The sequence below is a fragment of the Azoarcus sp. PA01 genome, assembly GCA_001274695.2.
In the GTDB taxonomy this organism is placed as follows: domain Bacteria; phylum Pseudomonadota; class Gammaproteobacteria; order Burkholderiales; family Rhodocyclaceae; genus Aromatoleum.
Genome location: LARU01000002.1, coordinates 800,292 through 815,218, shown reverse-complemented (window position 1 = coordinate 815,218; position 14,927 = coordinate 800,292). Strand labels below are relative to the sequence as shown.

Below are 14,927 nucleotides of genomic sequence, written 5' to 3'. Positions count from 1 at the left end.
TCGCTATCGCTTCAAAGACACTTTCTGCAGCAGCCGCTGATTCACGGCAGGCTGCACGAACTTGCTGACATCACCGCCCAGGCGGGCGATTTCACGCACCATCGTCGCCGAAATGAACATGTATTCTTCGGCCGGCGTCAGGAACACCGTTTCGACGTCGGGAAACAGCTTTCGGTTCATCCCGGCCATCTGGAATTCGTACTCGAAGTCCGACACCGCGCGCAGCCCGCGCAGGATCAGCCGCGCGTCGCGCTGCCGCAGGAAATCCATCAGCAGCCCGTCGAAGCCGGTGACTTCGACGTTCGGAAACGGCGCCAGCACCTCGCGCGCGATCTCGACGCGTTCGGCGAGCGTGAAGATCGGCGCCTTCCCGTGGCTCTCGGCGACCGCGACGACGACGGTGTTGAACAGCAGCGACGCGCGCCGCACCAGATCCTCGTGGCCCCGCGTGAACGGATCGAACGTCCCCGGATAAATCGCGACCCCTTCCTTCATTCTTGCCTCCCTTGCAAGAGATGGAAATGGACCTGGCCGGCGCGACCCTGCTTCGTCGTCCGCCAGGCGCCAAGTCCGCCTACCGGCGTTTCCGACTCCGCATAGAGCCAGCCGTCCGGCTTCAGAACCCGGTCGAGCCAGGGTTCCAACCGCTCAAGCCAGCCTTGATTGTAGGGTGGATCGAGGAAGACCACGTCGAAGCGTTCCGACGCCGTTTGCGCGAATCTTACCGCATCGCCGCGGATCACCTCCACCTGCTCGGCGTGCAGCCCCCGGATCGCCTGTCGCAATGCGGCAAACGCGCGGGCGTCGTGCTCGACGATGGTCACGCGCGAGGCGCCCCGCGACGCCGCCTCGAGGCCGAGGATGCCGGAGCCGCCGAAGAGGTCGAGGCAGCTGAGGCCGGTGAGGTCCTGGCCGAGCCAGTTGAACAGCGTCTCGCGCACGCGGTCGGGAGTCGGCCGCAATCCGGGGACTTTCGCGACGTCGATGAGGCGCGAGCGCCACGCGCCGCCGACGATGCGTACCCGGCTCAATTGGAAGGTTCCGCCCTGGCCGCCGGGACACGTTCACCGTTGGCGACCACGTCGCCGTCACCGCCGGCGACCACCGTCACGAGGTGCTCGTCGCGAATGCGGCGCGAGAACGCGTCGCGTACGGCCTCGACGGTGACTGCGGCGACGCGCTCCGGATAAGTGTCGAGCCAGTCCAGCGGCAGACCGTAGAAGCCGATCATCGACACGTAGTCGAGGATCTTGCGGTTCGAGTCGAGCCGCAGCCCGAAGCCGTTGATGAAGTTGTCCTTGGCCGCTTGCAGTTCGTCGGCGGTCGGGCCGGCGGCGACGAATTCGTCGAGCACCGCCTGCGTCACCTGCCGCGCCTCCCTGGCCTGGCTGCCGCGCGTCTGCAGGCCGATTTCGAACGGTCCGGCGACGCGCAGCGGCTGGAACGAGCTGAAGACGCTGTACGCGAAGCCGCGTTTTTCGCGCACTTCCTTCGTCAGTCGCGACACGAAACCACCTCCGCCGAGTACGTAGTTGCCGACGACCAGCGGGAAATAGTCCGGGTCGTCGCGCGAGATCCCCGGCATTCCCATGAGGATGTGGGCCTGCGCAGACGGGTGTTCGATATGTTCGACCAGGCGGGGCGGAAGCTGCGGCGGGGACAGCGGGGCGGGCGGCGTCCCGGCGGGCAGCGTTTCGGTGAGGCGGACCGCGATCCGTTCGGCCTGGTCGCGGCTGACGTCGCCGACGATCGCGACGCTGGCCGCGAGTGCGGTGTAGTGCGCCTGATGAAACGCTTCGATCTGATCGCGCGTGATCCGCTGCAGCGATTCGACGGTGACGAGCTGGCCATAGGGGTGGTCGCCGTAGATCGCGCGCGTGAAGCTGCGCGCGGCGAGCGTGTCGGGACGCGTCAGCGCGTCGCGCAGGCCGGCGATGCTGCGGGCACGCTCGCGTTCGAGGATCTGCGCCGGGAATGTCGGCTTCGCGAGCAGCCGGGCGGCGAGCCCGATCGCCGCTTCGCGCTCGGGCTCGCTCGACAGCGTGCGCACCGACAGGGCCGCCATGTCCTTGTCGGTGCCGCCGCTGATGTGCGCGCCGGTGTCGGCGATCCGTTCGGCGATCTGCTGTTCGTCGAGGCTTTCCGTGCCCGCATCGAGCAGGCTGCGCGTCAGGCTCGCGACGCCGGCCGCGCCGGCCGGGTCGAGCGCGCCACCGGCAGCGAACGTCACCTGCACGTCGACGAGCGGCAGTGCATGGCTTTCTACGAAAAACACGCGGGCGCCGGTCGGAGCGGTCCAGTGCTGGATGTCCGGGCCGGCGATCGCCGTGCCGAAGCTTGCGAAGGCCAACAGCGCGAGCAGCGTCGCGCGGACCGGGACGATCTTCCGGATCAGGGTGGTCGGATTCATGCTAATGCCTCGTCGCCGGCGCCGCGGGGCGAGGCTGTCCGGCAGGAACGGGCAGCGGGTCGAGCTGTGCCCGGGTCAGCGTGGTGTCGGTGAAATATTTGCGCGCGACTGCCTGGACCTCCGCGGCGGTGACGCGCCGCACGCCTTCGAGCAGCGCCGCCTCGTCGCGCCACGACAGGCCGCTCGCCTCGAGGAAGCCGATCTCCATCGCCTGCCCCATCAGGGAATCGCGCTTGTAGACTTCGCCGGCGATCGTCTGCGTCTTGACCCGCTCGAGCTCGTCCTCGGCGATCCCTTCGTTCTGGATGCGCGCGATCTCGTCGCGCAGCGCCGCCGCGACGTCGGTTACGGTCTTGCCCGCGGCAGGAGCGGCGTCGAGCGTGAACAGCGACGGGCCGCGTGCCGTGCCGTCGTAGCCGGCACCGACCGACACCGCGACGCGCGTCTCGCGCACCAGCCGGCGCGGCAGGCGCGCACCGTCATAGCCGTCGAGCACCGCCGCGAGCACCTGCAGTGCATACACGTCGCGGTCGTTCGCCGGATCGCGCAGCGTCGGCGCGCGCCATGCCAGCGCGACGTACGGCAGTTCGGCAGGCGCCCTGACGACGCTCTGGCGCGGGCCGAGCTGCTCCGGTTCGGGCGTGATGCGGCGCTTCGGTAGGTCGCGCGCAGCCACCGCGCCGTAGTAGCGGCGGGCGAGGTCGAACACCGCCTGGTGGTCGACGTCGCCGACGACGACGAGGCGCGCGTTGTTCGGCGCGTACCAGTTCCGGTGCCAGCTGCGCGCGTCCTCGGCCGTCATCGAGGCGAGGTCGGTCATCCAGCCGATCACCGGACGGCCATACGGGTGGGCCTGGAACGTCGTGGCCATCAGCTGCTCATGCACCAGCGCGCGCGGCTCGTCTTCGGTGCGCAGGCGCCGCTCTTCGCGCACGACGTCGAGCTCCGGCGCGAACAGTGGTTCGGTGATCTTCAGGTTCGCCATCCGGTCGGCTTCGAGCATCATCATGTCGCCCAACTCGGCCGGCGGGATCTGCTGGAAATAGGCCGTGTAGTCGCGCGACGTGAACGCGTTGTCGCGCCCTCCGACCGCGGCGACGCGCTTGTTGAACTCGCCCGGGCCGACTTTTTCCGTGCCTTTGAACATCATGTGTTCGAGCAGATGCGCGATGCCCGAGACGCCTGCCGGTTCGTCCATCGCGCCGACGTCGTACCACACCATATGAACGACCGACGGGGCGCGGCGGTCTTCCTTGACGATGACTTGCATGCCGTTGTCGAGGGTCGTCTCGAACGGATTCGCCTGAAGCGGGCCGGCCGCGGCGAGCAGCGCGGCGGCAAGCAGGGCGATGCGGGGAAAGTTCTGGCGAAACATGGAGATGTCCTGCATCTGGTAGAATTCGCGGCTCGCGGCCCGGACGAAACCCGGCACCGCTCGAACGTGGAGCCGCATCTTAGCGTTATTGGGACTTCGGCGCCGCCGAAGTTCAAACGTCACAACAGACCCGAATACCCATGTTTGGTTTCCTGAGAAAAAAGCCCGCGAAGCCCGATGCGGTGGAAGACAAGACGCAGCCGGACGAGCTCCCGGCCGCGCAGCCCGCGCACGATCCGGCCGAACCGATCGCCGAAGCGGCGCCGTCGGCCCCGCCTGCCGACGTCGCTCCCGATTTTGAAGCTTCCGCTGAAGCTCCTTTCGAAACTTCCGTCCCGCTTGGCGCGGAGACCGCGAAGCCGGGCGCGAAACGTTCGTGGTCGGAGCGGCTCAAGGCGGGACTCAGCCGCACCCGCCAGCAGCTTGGCGGCGGGCTCGCGAGCCTGTTCGGCCGGCGCAAGATCGACGAGGAGCTGCTCGAGGAGCTCGAAGCGACGCTGCTGATGGCCGACTGCGGCGTCGAGGCGACGCAGCACCTGCTCGGCGAACTGCGCAAGCGCTGGAAGCGCGACCGGCTCGAGACTGCCGACCAGCTGCAGAAGGCGCTTGCCGACGAGCTGCACGCAATCCTGCTGCCGCTCGAGGAACCGCTCGACGTGTCCGCCCACAGCCCGTACATCATCATGATCGCCGGCGTGAATGGCTCGGGCAAGACGACCTCGATCGGCAAGCTCGCGAAATATTTCCAGGCGCAGGGGCGGAGCGTGCTGCTTGCCGCCGGCGATACGTTCCGCGCCGCGGCGCGCGAGCAGCTGATGACGTGGGGTCGGCGCAACAACGTCACGGTGATCGCGCAGGATGGCGGTGACTCGGCGGCGGTGATCTTCGATGCGATCAACGCGGCCAAGGCGCGCCGCATCGATGTCGTGCTCGCCGACACGGCGGGCCGGCTGCCGACGCAGCTGCACCTGATGGACGAGATCGCGAAAGTCAAACGGGTCATCGCGAAAGCTTCGCCGAGCGGGCCGCACGAAGTGCTGCTCGTTCTCGACGCCAACATCGGCCAGAACGCGCTCGCGCAGGTGAAGGCTTTCGACAGCGCGATCGGTGTCACCGGTCTCGTCGTCACGAAGCTCGACGGCACCGCGAAAGGGGGCGTCGTCGCCGCGATCGCACGCCAGTACCCGCGGCCGCTGCGCTTCATCGGCGTCGGCGAAGGAATCGACGATCTGCAGCCGTTCAAGGCGCGCGAGTTCGTCGACGCGCTGTTCGACACCAACGGAGCCGGCAGCGCGGCATGATCGTTTTCGACGAGGTCGTGAAGCGTTATCCCGGCGGCTACACGGCGCTCGCCGGGGTGAGCTTCGAGATCCCGGCCGGCCAACTCGCGGTGCTGTCAGGGCACTCCGGCGCGGGCAAGAGCACGCTGCTGAAACTGATCGCCGCGATCGAGCGCCCGAGCTCCGGCACCGTGCGCATCAGCGGCCAGGACGTGTCGGGCCTGCGGCGGCGCGCGATTCCGTATCTGCGCCGCAACCTCGGGCTGATGCTGCAGGAGAGCCGGCTGCTGTACGACCGCAACGTGTTCGACAACGTGATGCTGCCGCTGGTGATCACCGGCCATCCGCCGCGTGATGCCGCAAAGCGCGTCGCCGCGGCGCTCGATCGCGTCGGCCTCGCAGGGCGCGAGCGCGAAATGCCCGCCGGGCTGTCCGGCGGCGAGCAGCAGCGGGTCGCGATCGCGCGAGCGATCGTCAACCGGCCGTCGATCCTGATCGCCGACGAGCCCACCGCGCACCTCGACACCGCCTACGCCGCCGAGATCGCGACCCTGTTCAAGTCGTTCAACGCTGCGGGGGTGACGGTGCTGGTGTCGACCCACGACGACCGCCTGTTCGCCAGGCACCAGCCGCGCCGGATCGTGCTCGGCAAAGGCCTGCTGATCGAGGCCGCGGCATGATCAGCTGGTTCTCGCTGCATCTGCGCGCGTTCGCGCTGGCGCTGCGTCGCCTCGTCGCGCAACCGCTGGGGACGCTGCTGTCGGCGCTCGTCGTCGGCATCGCGCTGTCGCTGCCGGCGGCCGGCTACCTGCTCCTCGACAACGTCGCGTCCCTCGCGCGCGGCGTCTCCGGGACGCCCGAAATCAGCGTGTTCATGGCGCAGGACGCGTCGGACGCCGACATCGACGCGACCGACAAGCGGCTGCGCGCCGACGGCGAGCTCGCCGGCTTCCGGCATGTGCCCAAGGATGAAGCGCTGCGGCAACTCGAGCACAGCGGCCTCGGCGACGTGCTCGGCGGCCTGACGTCGAACCCGCTGCCCGACGCGTTCATCGTCACGCCGGCCAGCGACGATCCGGCGGCGTACGAGCGGCTCCATGCACGCTTTGCCGCGTGGCCGGGCGTCGCCCACGTGCAGCTCGATTCGGCATGGGTCAAGCGCCTGCATGCGCTGCTCGGGCTCGGGCAGTCCGCGGTGCTGCTGCTCGCCGGACTGCTCGGCTTCGCGCTCGTCATCGTCACGTTCAACACGATCCGGCTGCAGATTCTCACGCAGCGCCACGAGATCGACGTCAGTCGCCTGCTCGGCGCGACCGATCCGTTCATCCGCCGCCCGTTCTACTGGTTCGGCACTTTGCAGGGCCTGCTCGGCGGCGGCGTCGCGCTGGCGACGGTGTGGGCGACCGTGCAGGCGCTGCGCGGACCGGTCGCAAGTCTCGCCGAGACTTACGGCGCGGTGTTCACGCTGAGCGGGCCGGGACTGCACGAGAGCGCGGCGATCCTCGGCTTCGCCGCGTTCCTCGGCTGGCTCGGCAGCGCGATCTCGGTACGCCGTCATCTAGCCGAACGCCTGACGTAAGACTCGCCGCGGCGGGCCGCTATAATCCGCGCCCGCCGCGGAATCATTTCTTCCAGCTCACGCACGACAAAATCATGAACGCACCCGAACTGCGCCGGCCGATCGTCGGCAACCGCGTCGAACTCAACATCTTCACGACGCTCGCCTGCAACCTGAAGTGCTCGTACTGCTCGATTGCCGTCGGCGACGTGCTCGGCTCGCAAGGCAAGGTCGCGTATTCACTCGACACGCTCGACACTTTCATCGCGACGCATCTCGCCGACAAGGAGATCTACGTCACGTTCTACGGCGGCGAGCCGACGCTGAACATCCCGTTCATGGCCGCGTTGATGGAGCGTCATCCGACGTTCCGCTTCCAGCTGCAGACGAACGGCACGCTGCTGCACCGGCTGCCGGATGCGGTCCTGGCGAAGCTGTCGAACGTGCTGGTGTCGGTCGACGGCGCCGAGCACACCACCGACCATTACCGCGGCCGCGGCGTGTATCGCAAGGTGACGGCGAACATCGAAAAGATCCGCCCGAAGCTCGGCGGCAAGCTGACTGCGCGCGTGACCTGGGGACACCCCGACATCAGCTTCGACGAACTCGACAGCCTGCTGCCGGCTTTCGACTACGTGTATTGGCAGTTCACGCAGGCCGAAGGCTTCTACGACGCCGAAGCGATGCCAGCCAAGAAAGAAGCGCTCTCGCTGCTGATCGACAAATTCTTCGCGTCCCCCGCGCTGTACCCGTTCATTCCGCTGATGGGCACGGTGCGCAACAAGGTGCTGCCGTCGCGCGCCCGCGAAGCGTGCAGCGGACTGTCGCAATGCCGCGCCTCGACGCATATCCTCAACATCCTGCCGGACGGGCGCATCTTCCCGTGCCCGGACCTGACGCACCGCCCGGAAATGCAGCAGGGCGACCTCGTCGCGAACTGGCTAAAGCCGAGCCCGCTGCAGCCGACCCCGGCGATGCCGTGCGAAGCGTGCGAAGCGCTGTCGTTCTGCCGCCGCAACTGCATGAAAAACCTCTACGTCGGCTACGTGCTCGACGACGCGCCGTACCGCGAGCAGGTCGTCGAGCCGATCTGCGAGCTGGTGAAGTTCATGGGCCGCGAAGTCGATCGGCACGACCCGCACGCGTGGTTCGCGAACGCGCCGCTTGCGGTGCGGCGCGAGATCACGGACTGCGAGATCTACGACTACGTCGAAGTGATGCCGTGAGGCGAGTGATGCCATGACGCCGACAGGTCACCTCGTGGGCCGATTTTGCCGGCGTCGCGCAGATCGGTCCGCCGCTTTCCGCGCCGGCTCCCGCGCGGATTGGAGTCAGCGCGTCTCGGAGCTTCGCGGCGGATCTCCGCCCCCGTCGCGGCTTTGTGCGCCTCTGCGGGATGGCCTATAAAAGATCAGACGGCGGCGCAAGGCGCGCCGACTCCGCTCCCGGCGCGGTGCCGGAAGTGCGCCGAAGCGCGGGACAAGCCGGATGCGCGCGAGCCGTAGGTAGGCAGGTGACCCCCCGTCGCTTGCCGATACGAGCTCGAGCAAGGAGCAGCAGCATGTTCGAGAAGGAGCGTTTCATCCAGGACTGCATCGGCGCGGTCGCCGAAGGGGAGGGGGCGATCCGCGAACTGGTGGCCGAGGCGGTGTCGTCCGGCAGCGCGATCAGATCCCGCCTCGGTGAACCGGCCCACGCCGGTATCGAGCCGCTGTATCGATCGAAGGATCTGACCGTCCTCCATTTCGTGTGGGCGCCATACATGAGCCTGATGCCGCACAACCATCGAATGTTTTCGGTTGTCGGCATCTACGCGGGCCGGGAAGACAACGTCTTCTGGCAACGGACCGCAGGCAGCATCGAGGCGGTGGGTGCGCGATCGCTGGGGGCGGGCGACGTCACAGTGCTCGAGCGCGAGGCGATCCACTCCGTGCTCAATCCGATCGGCAAGATGACCTGCGCGATCCATGTCTACGGCGGCGATTTCTTCGCTCCGCCCGAGCCGCGCAGCCAATGGGATCACGAGACGCTCGCCGAGCAACCGTGGGATGTCGTGCGGGTCAGGTCGCTCTTCGACGAGGCCGAGGCCCGCTTCAGGGCGTGGCGGTCGCAAGCGGTCGGCGGAGGGCGGGAGTCGTCGTCGCATGCATCGTCCGTGGCCCGGAACTGATGAAGCTCATCGATGCCGGCTCGGCCGGCGCGACCCGCGCGCCGGTACCGCTCAACCCTGCGCGCAGCGTTCGGGAGGCGGCGTGACGGCGAGCGTTTCGCGCCGTTCGACCGCTTTCAGCACCAGCAGCAGCACGACGCCGACGACCATCGCCGCGGCGGCGAGATACAGGCCGGCCGCGTAACCGCCGAGTGACGCTGCGAGCCAGCCGGTCAGCGCGGGGGCCACGATCTGCGCGATGCCGTACGAGATCGTCATCTTGCCCATCATTTTCGCCGGGCGCGTCGGGTAGTAGCGACCGGCCATCGTCAGCACGAGGCTGACCATGCCGATGAACGTGCCGCCGAACAGCAGCGCGCCGGCGAGCGCCGCGGCGAGGCCGCCGGCGAGCGGCAGCAGGATGCCGCCGATCTGCAGCACTGCCGCGAGGATCAGCGCATTGAGGTCGCCGGTGCGGCGCGCGACGAAATCCCAGACGATGCAGGCCGGTGCCGCGGCGACGCCGATCGCGAGGAACACCAGCGTGCCGCGCCCGGCGAGTCCCGGCAACTGGTCGACGATCGCGACGATGAAAGTCGCGCTGACGACGTAGCCGATCCCCGCGCAGAAGTACGCGATCAGGAAAAGGCGCATGAACAGCGGCGTCGGCGGCCGGTCGGCCATGACTTCGCCGGTTTTCGTCACCGCGCTGCGATCGGGCGGCGGCAGCCAGCGCAGCGCCGGCACCAGCAGCACGCAGCCGAACGCTGTGAACGCGAACCACTGTTCGCGCCAGTCGAGCCACGAGCTCATCAGCGCGACCGCTGCCGCGCAGCCGGCGATGCCGAGGCCGATTCCGGCGAAGTGGATGCCGAGTTCGCTGCGGTGGTTGTGACGGATCAGCCAGTTGAGGATCAGCCCGGTGCCGAACAGCATGCCCGCGGCGCTGCTCAGGCCGGCGATGAAGCGCGACACCGCCCAGACCGTGGAGTCGGTCGTCAGGCCCATCATCGCGGTGCTCAGGACTGCGACGACCATCCCGATTCGGTACAGGCGGTCCTTGAGCACGAGGTCGCTGATCATCGCCGCGAGCACCGCGCCGGAGAGATAGCCGGCGTAGTTGACCGCCGCCAGCCAGCCGGCCTCGGCAATCCCGAGCCCGGCCTGCTGCTGCATCAGCGGCAGCAGCGGGGTATACGCGAAGCGCGCGACACCGAGCACGAGAATCAGGCTGAAGATGCCTGCGCTCAAAATCTTGATGCGTTCTTTCTGTTCGTTCATCAGAGGCTCGTCGGTTCTTCCGATCAGACACGATAGACAGGATAATCTATCGAAACAAACGATTTGTTCTGAACGAAAAATTCTGTTTTGGAGATGGGTGATGGAACTTGTCGCGCTGCGGACTTTCCAGACCGTCGTCGAAGAGGGCGGCATCCTCGCTGCGTCGCGCAAGCTCAACACCGTGCAGTCGAACGTCACGAGCCGGATCCGTCGGCTCGAGGAAGAGCTCGGAACGGAACTCTTTTTCCGCAAGGGGCGCGGGGTTGAGCTCGCGCCGTCCGGGCGGGTGCTGCTCGAATACGCGCGCCGGATGCTGCTGCTCGAACGCCAGACGACCGCAGCGATGCGGCAGGTCGGCGAGAGCGCAGGGGAACTGCGCATCGGCACGATGGAGACTTTCGCCGCGCTGCACCTGCCCGCGGGGCTGAAGGCCGTGCGCGCTGCGCATCCGGGGCTCGAGTTGCGGGTGCAGGCGGACACCAGTGCCGCGCTGACCGAGAAGGTGCTCGACCACAAGCTCGACTGCGCGTTCGTTGCCGGGCCGGTGAAGCACCCCGATCTTCAGTTCGACGAGCTTGTCATCGAAGAACTCGTGCAAGTGTGTGCCGACGGCGCGGGCCCGCAAGCGCTGCCGCTGATCATTTTCCGTGAAGGCTGCGCGTACCGCGCCCGAGCGCTTGCCTGGCAGCGCGCGAGCGGGCAGGCGTGCGCCGACGTGATGGAGTTCGGCACGCTCGAAGGAATCCTCGGCTGCGTGTCGGTCGGGCTGGGCTGGACGCTGATGCCGCGGCGCGTCGTCGAGCGCTCACCACTTGCCGCCGAACTGGTCGTCGAGGCGTTGCCCCCGGACGTCGGCCGCGTGCCGACAGGGATGGTCCGCCTGCGCGACGCGCGGCCGATAGCGGCATTGAAGACGCTTGCCGACGCGGTGACGACCGGCGCGTGATAAGCGTCGCCGGGTTCCGGCGAGGCACCGGGAAGCGGCGAGTCAGGCGCCGGCAGCGGTCGCGTGCGCATCTACGACCTGTACGGCTCGGGCGCTCAGGCTGTCGACGGCGGCGCGTCGGGTTGTTTTGCCGGCGCAGCGCGACAGAATGCGTCGAGCTGCCCGCACGCCGTGTCGACCGCGAGAAGGTTCGGGTACGGTGACAGATCGACGTTGAATCGCCGCGCGCTCTCCACCTGCGGGATCAGATAGACGTCGGCGATCGTCGGGGTATTGCCGAAGCAGAACTCCCCGCGCGACTTGTCGGCCGCGAGTAGCGCTTCGAGCGCGTCGAAACCGGCCTTGATCCACGTGCCGCACCATGCGAGCACTGCGGCCTCGTCGCAGCCGAAGGTCTTCCGGAGGTATTCCAGGATGCGGCGGTTGTTGATCGGGTGGATGTCGCAGCCGACGATCGCCGCCAGTGCGCGCACGCGGGCGCGATCCTCTGCGCTGGCGGGCAGCAGCGCCGGCGTCGGGTAGCGTTCCTCGAGCCACTCGATGATCGCCGGCGACTGGATCAGCGTCAGGTCGCCCTCAGTGGACTCCGACACGAGTGCCGGCACCAGCGCCTGCGGATTCACCGCTTTGAACGCGGCGCCGAGGTGTTCCTCGCTGCGCAGGTCGACCGCGACGTACTCGTAGTCGATGCCTTTGAGGTTCAGCGCGATGCGCAGACGGTGCGAAGTGCCGCTGCGGAAGAAGTTGTAGAGCTGCATCGCTCGCTCCCTCATGCTGCCGCGGCGAGGCAGTTATCGACGTTCCAGCCGTACAGCCACTCCATCGCGTCGTAGAAGCGCTCCGGCGTGCGGCCTTTCCAAAGGTCGTTCCTGACGAGGCGCTCGACGCCCTTGGCGTGGTAGATGCGACCCATCTCGCGCGACGACAGCACGATGCGCGCGGTGCGGGCGACGCGCGAACGCTGGTACAGGTCGAAAGCCTTGACGAAGTCGTTGTCATGCACGCGCAGCGCTTCGCCGAGCGTCACGGCGTCTTCGAGCGCCATGCAGGCGCCTTGGGCCATGTATTGCGTCGTCGGGTGCGCCGCATCGCCCAACAGCGTGACGCGGCCGAACGACCACTGGCCGATCGGTTCGCGGTCGGCGGTCGCCCAGCGCTTCCAGCTCTTCGGCAGGTCGATCAGCTGGCGCGCTTTCGGGCAGATGCCGTGGAAGTAGCTCTGCACCTCTTCGCGGCTGCCTTCGGTGACGCCCCATTCTTCCTGCTGGCGGCTGTGGAACGTCACGACGACGTTGTACTGCTCGCCGCCCCGCAACGGGTAATGCACGAGATGGCAGTTCGGGCCGACCCAGATGCTCGCGGCGTTCCACTGCAGGTTTTCGGGGAAATCCTTCTTGTCGATCACGGCGCGGTAGACGACGTGGCCGGTGACGCGCGGCGGGTCATTGACGTACTGCGCGCGCACCGCGGACTTGACGCCGTCGGCGCCGATCAGCGCGATGCCGCGGTGCGCGCTGCCGTGCTGGTCGAACACGGTCACGCCGTGCTCGTCCTGCTCGACGCGCTCGGCGCGGGTCGACGTCAGAAACTCGACGCGGCCGGTTTCCTGCGCGCCTTCGAGCAGCGACAGGTGCACATCGACGCGATGAATGACCGCATAAGGGTTGCCGAAGCGCTTGCGGAACGCTTCCGCGGTCGGGATGCGGCCGACGAGGCTCTCGTCGAGCGCGTCGTGCATCACCATCTCGTCGGTATAGACCGCGCGGGCGCGCGCCTTGTCGCCGACGCCGAGCGCGTCGAACGCGTGGAAAGCGTTCGGGCCGAGCTGGATGCCGGCGCCGATTTCGCCGATCTCGGCCGCCCGCTCCAGCACCTTGACCGAAAACCCCTGGCGCACGAGCGCCAGTGCCGCGGCCAGGCCGCCAATGCCGCCGCCGGTGACGATTACGGGAAGTGTCTCGCTCATGTCCGTCTCCTCTGTGTCGATGCGCGAACCGTTCTCTGCGGTCCGCGGGTTCCGGCCCGGCTGTTCGCGGTCGGAAGCAGTTCTCTGGTGTCTCTCTTTGTCTTACTCCGGCTGGCCGATCACGAGGTTGATCTCGCCGATGCCGTCGATCCGCCCGGTGAGCCGGTCGCCCGGATTGACGGCGCCGACGCCTTCGGGCGTGCCGGTGTAGATCAGGTCGCCCGGCTGCAGGTGATAGAACTGCGACAGGTCGGCGATGATCTCGGGGATGCTCCAGATCAGCAGCGACACGTTCGACGACTGCTTCATCTGGCCATTGACGGCGAGAGTCAGCGCGCCCTGCGACACGACGCCGAGTTCGCCTTTCGGCACGATCTCGGACGCGACGGACGACTGCTCGACGTCCTTGCCCAGATCCCACGGCCGGCCGGCTTCACGCGCGACGAGCTGCAGGTCGCGGCGCGTCATGTCGAGGCCGCAAGCGTAGCCGTAGATGAGCTTTTCGGCATCGGCTTCAGCGACGCGAAAACCCGGGGCGCCGATCGCGACGACGAGCTCCATCTCGTAGTGAAAGTTCTTTGTCCCGGGGGGATACGCGACGGTCGCGCCGGATTCGGTAAGCGTCGAAGGCGCCTTGGTGAAATAGAACGGCCGCGAAGTCGCCTTGTCCACCGGATTCCCCATCTCGACCGAGTGCGAGTAATAGTTGCGGCCGACGAAGAACAGGCGGTTGATCGGGAACCGCGCATTGCTGCCGCGCACCGGCAGCGAGCGGACCGGCGGCGGGGTGAAAACGTATTCGGCTTGGCTCATCGTGATCTCTCCAGTGGCAGGCGAATCAGGGGCGGACTTCGTAGAGTCCGAGCTTGCGGTGCAGCGGGGACTCGTCGGCGATGAAGATGAACGCGGGTTCGGTCGCCGAGCGGTTCTTCAACGTTACGCGCGCAAAGCCGGGTACGCAGCAGGTATCCGCTTCGGCAAGCGCGAACCGGGCGTCATCGCTCGAAACCATTGTGCCGCCTTCGATGACGTGGAACACCATCGCCGGCGAGCGCACCGGCAGCGCGAGCGTCTCGCCCGGCCGCAGCATCAGCGCCGAGAAACCGAGGATATTCTGACAGTCGCTGCCGTCTTCGGGGCTCACGTAGGCGACCTGCACTCCTTCGATGCCGGGACGGTCGGCGGCGAGCGCTTCGAGCGCCGCGCGCACGTCGGCCCACGGGTAGCGCAGCATCGGATAGGCCGACGTGTCGCGCGTGAACACCGGGCTCGGCACGATGCCGCCGCGCAGGTATTCGCGGTCGCGCTGGCCGCGGGCGACGTCCTGCTTCTCGCCTTCGACGGCGTACGACGCTTCCATGTAGTAGACCAGCGGCAAGTCGAGCACGTCGAGCCACACGACCGCTTCGTCGCCGTCATGGCCGTGCTCGTGCCACAGCCCGGTCGGAGTGAGGATCAGGTCGCCGCGCTGCATCGGGCATTTTTCGCCATTGACCGTCGTGTAGGCGCCGGTCCCTTCGACGATCATGCGCACCGCGTTCGGCGTGTGCCGGTGCGCGGGTGCCCATTCGCCCGGCAGCAGCAACTGCATGCCGAGGTACATGCTCGAACTCGCCTGCATCTTCTCGAGGCCGTGCCCGGGGTTCGCGAGCACGAGGACGCGGCGCTCGGCCTTCTCGATCGGCGTCAGCTCGCCGGCCTGCATCAGCAGCGGCCGCAGGCTCTCGTACGACCACATCGTCGCGCGGGTGCGCGGGCCGGGCTGGCCGTGCGGCAGCACCGCGCGCAGGCTGGGCCACAGCGGCACGAGGTTCTGAGCGGCCAGCGCCTGCCGGTAATCGGCCGGCAGATCTTCAAGAGTTCCGAGTTCCGACATGACTGCACTCCTCCTTTGGGTATTGATTTTCGATCAATTCTTTTGATCTAGATCAATAAAATTGTTATCGATGGGCGAAATGTACT

15 protein-coding genes are annotated in these 14,927 nt (G+C 67.6%); 6 read left to right on the top strand and 9 right to left on the bottom strand.

Annotation, left to right across the window (positions count from 1 at the left end):
• Positions 1 to 3: 3 nt before the first annotated feature.
• The 4 genes from coaD to PA01_04865 are packed head-to-tail and all read right to left on the bottom strand — an operon-like array spanning position 4 to position 3,785.
• Positions 4 to 495: a pantetheine-phosphate adenylyltransferase gene (coaD, locus tag PA01_04880; GenBank protein KON81042.1), complete on the bottom strand. Its 492-nt coding sequence runs from the start codon at positions 493 to 495 to the stop codon at positions 4 to 6.
• Positions 492 to 1,031: a 16S rRNA (guanine(966)-N(2))-methyltransferase RsmD gene (rsmD, locus tag PA01_04875; protein KON81041.1), complete on the bottom strand. Its 540-nt coding sequence runs from the start codon at positions 1,029 to 1,031 to the stop codon at positions 492 to 494. Before rsmD ends, coaD begins: the two co-directional genes overlap by 4 nt.
• On the bottom strand, positions 1,028 to 2,410 hold the full coding sequence (locus tag PA01_04870) for an insulinase family protein (protein ID KON82311.2): 1,383 nt from the start codon (positions 2,408 to 2,410) through the stop codon (positions 1,028 to 1,030). Before PA01_04870 ends, rsmD begins: the two co-directional genes overlap by 4 nt.
• Before the next feature lies 1 nt (position 2,411).
• Positions 2,412 to 3,785, bottom strand: coding sequence for an insulinase family protein (locus tag PA01_04865; protein ID KON82310.1), 1,374 nt, complete (start codon positions 3,783 to 3,785; stop codon positions 2,412 to 2,414).
• A 140-nt stretch (positions 3,786 to 3,925) separates the two neighbouring features.
• Here PA01_04865 and ftsY point away from each other — a divergent pair, with 140 nt between their 5' ends.
• From ftsY to PA01_04840, 5 genes are all read left to right on the top strand, one after another.
• Positions 3,926 to 5,086 (top strand): signal recognition particle-docking protein FtsY, encoded by a 1,161-nt coding sequence (ftsY, locus tag PA01_04860; GenBank protein KON81040.1) that lies wholly within the window; start codon positions 3,926 to 3,928, stop codon positions 5,084 to 5,086.
• Entirely contained in the window at positions 5,083 to 5,745 is a 663-nt protein-coding gene (locus PA01_04855) for an ATP-binding cassette domain-containing protein (protein KON81039.1), read from the top strand. The genes ftsY and PA01_04855 overlap by 4 nt, the downstream gene beginning before the upstream one ends.
• On the top strand, positions 5,742 to 6,644 hold the full coding sequence (gene ftsX / locus PA01_04850; GenBank protein KON81038.1) for a permease-like cell division protein FtsX: 903 nt from the start codon (positions 5,742 to 5,744) through the stop codon (positions 6,642 to 6,644). Before PA01_04855 ends, ftsX begins: the two co-directional genes overlap by 4 nt.
• Before the next feature lie 74 nt (positions 6,645 to 6,718).
• Positions 6,719 to 7,849, top strand: coding sequence for a radical SAM protein (locus PA01_04845; GenBank protein KON81037.1), 1,131 nt, complete (start codon positions 6,719 to 6,721; stop codon positions 7,847 to 7,849).
• A 335-nt stretch (positions 7,850 to 8,184) separates the two neighbouring features.
• Positions 8,185 to 8,793 (top strand): hypothetical protein, encoded by a 609-nt coding sequence (locus PA01_04840; protein KON81036.1) that lies wholly within the window; start codon positions 8,185 to 8,187, stop codon positions 8,791 to 8,793.
• Positions 8,794 to 8,844: 51 nt separating this feature from the next.
• Here the strand turns inward: PA01_04840 and PA01_04835 are convergent, their stop codons facing one another.
• Positions 8,845 to 10,053 (bottom strand): YbfB/YjiJ family MFS transporter, encoded by a 1,209-nt coding sequence (locus tag PA01_04835; protein KON81035.1) that lies wholly within the window; start codon positions 10,051 to 10,053, stop codon positions 8,845 to 8,847.
• Between the two features lie 100 nt (positions 10,054 to 10,153).
• Here PA01_04835 and PA01_04830 point away from each other — a divergent pair, with 100 nt between their 5' ends.
• Entirely contained in the window at positions 10,154 to 10,999 is an 846-nt protein-coding gene (locus PA01_04830) for a LysR substrate-binding domain-containing protein (GenBank protein KON81034.1), read from the top strand.
• A gap of 95 nt (positions 11,000 to 11,094) precedes the next feature.
• On the opposite strand, the gene maiA is transcribed toward PA01_04830, so the two are convergent.
• The 4 genes from maiA to PA01_04810 form a co-directional block, all read right to left on the bottom strand.
• Entirely contained in the window at positions 11,095 to 11,757 is a 663-nt protein-coding gene (gene maiA, locus PA01_04825) for a maleylacetoacetate isomerase (protein ID KON81033.1), read from the bottom strand.
• Positions 11,758 to 11,768: 11 nt separating this feature from the next.
• Positions 11,769 to 12,965 carry a 3-hydroxybenzoate 6-monooxygenase gene (locus tag PA01_04820; GenBank protein ID KON81032.1) on the bottom strand — a complete coding sequence of 399 codons (1,197 nt, stop codon included), beginning with the start codon at positions 12,963 to 12,965 and terminating at the stop codon, positions 11,769 to 11,771.
• A 102-nt stretch (positions 12,966 to 13,067) separates the two neighbouring features.
• Positions 13,068 to 13,778 carry a fumarylacetoacetate hydrolase family protein gene (locus tag PA01_04815; protein ID KON81031.1) on the bottom strand — a complete coding sequence of 237 codons (711 nt, stop codon included), beginning with the start codon at positions 13,776 to 13,778 and terminating at the stop codon, positions 13,068 to 13,070.
• Positions 13,779 to 13,803: 25 nt separating this feature from the next.
• A complete protein-coding gene (locus PA01_04810; protein ID KON81030.1) occupies positions 13,804 to 14,841 on the bottom strand; it encodes a cupin domain-containing protein in 1,038 nt (345 codons plus the stop codon).
• Positions 14,842 to 14,927 lie beyond the last annotated feature (86 nt).

Bases quoted from the DNA above. Each gene is read 5' to 3' on its own strand.
- coaD (KON81042.1), bottom strand. From the start codon at position 495: ATGAAGGAAGGGGTCGCGATTTATCCGGGGACGTTCGATCCGTTCACG.
- PA01_04870 (KON82311.2), bottom strand. From the start codon at position 2,410: ATGAATCCGACCACCCTGATCCGGAAGATCGTCCCGGTCCGCGCGACG.
- PA01_04865 (KON82310.1), bottom strand. From the start codon at position 3,785: ATGTTTCGCCAGAACTTTCCCCGCATCGCCCTGCTTGCCGCCGCGCTG.
- ftsY (KON81040.1), top strand. From the start codon at position 3,926: ATGTTTGGTTTCCTGAGAAAAAAGCCCGCGAAGCCCGATGCGGTGGAA.
- PA01_04855 (KON81039.1), top strand. From the start codon at position 5,083: ATGATCGTTTTCGACGAGGTCGTGAAGCGTTATCCCGGCGGCTACACG.
- ftsX (KON81038.1), top strand. From the start codon at position 5,742: ATGATCAGCTGGTTCTCGCTGCATCTGCGCGCGTTCGCGCTGGCGCTG.
- PA01_04845 (KON81037.1), top strand. From the start codon at position 6,719: ATGAACGCACCCGAACTGCGCCGGCCGATCGTCGGCAACCGCGTCGAA.
- PA01_04840 (KON81036.1), top strand. From the start codon at position 8,185: ATGTTCGAGAAGGAGCGTTTCATCCAGGACTGCATCGGCGCGGTCGCC.
- PA01_04835 (KON81035.1), bottom strand. From the start codon at position 10,053: ATGAACGAACAGAAAGAACGCATCAAGATTTTGAGCGCAGGCATCTTC.
- PA01_04830 (KON81034.1), top strand. From the start codon at position 10,154: ATGGAACTTGTCGCGCTGCGGACTTTCCAGACCGTCGTCGAAGAGGGC.
- maiA (KON81033.1), bottom strand. From the start codon at position 11,757: ATGCAGCTCTACAACTTCTTCCGCAGCGGCACTTCGCACCGTCTGCGC.
- PA01_04820 (KON81032.1), bottom strand. From the start codon at position 12,965: ATGAGCGAGACACTTCCCGTAATCGTCACCGGCGGCGGCATTGGCGGC.
- PA01_04815 (KON81031.1), bottom strand. From the start codon at position 13,778: ATGAGCCAAGCCGAATACGTTTTCACCCCGCCGCCGGTCCGCTCGCTG.
- PA01_04810 (KON81030.1), bottom strand. From the start codon at position 14,841: ATGTCGGAACTCGGAACTCTTGAAGATCTGCCGGCCGATTACCGGCAG.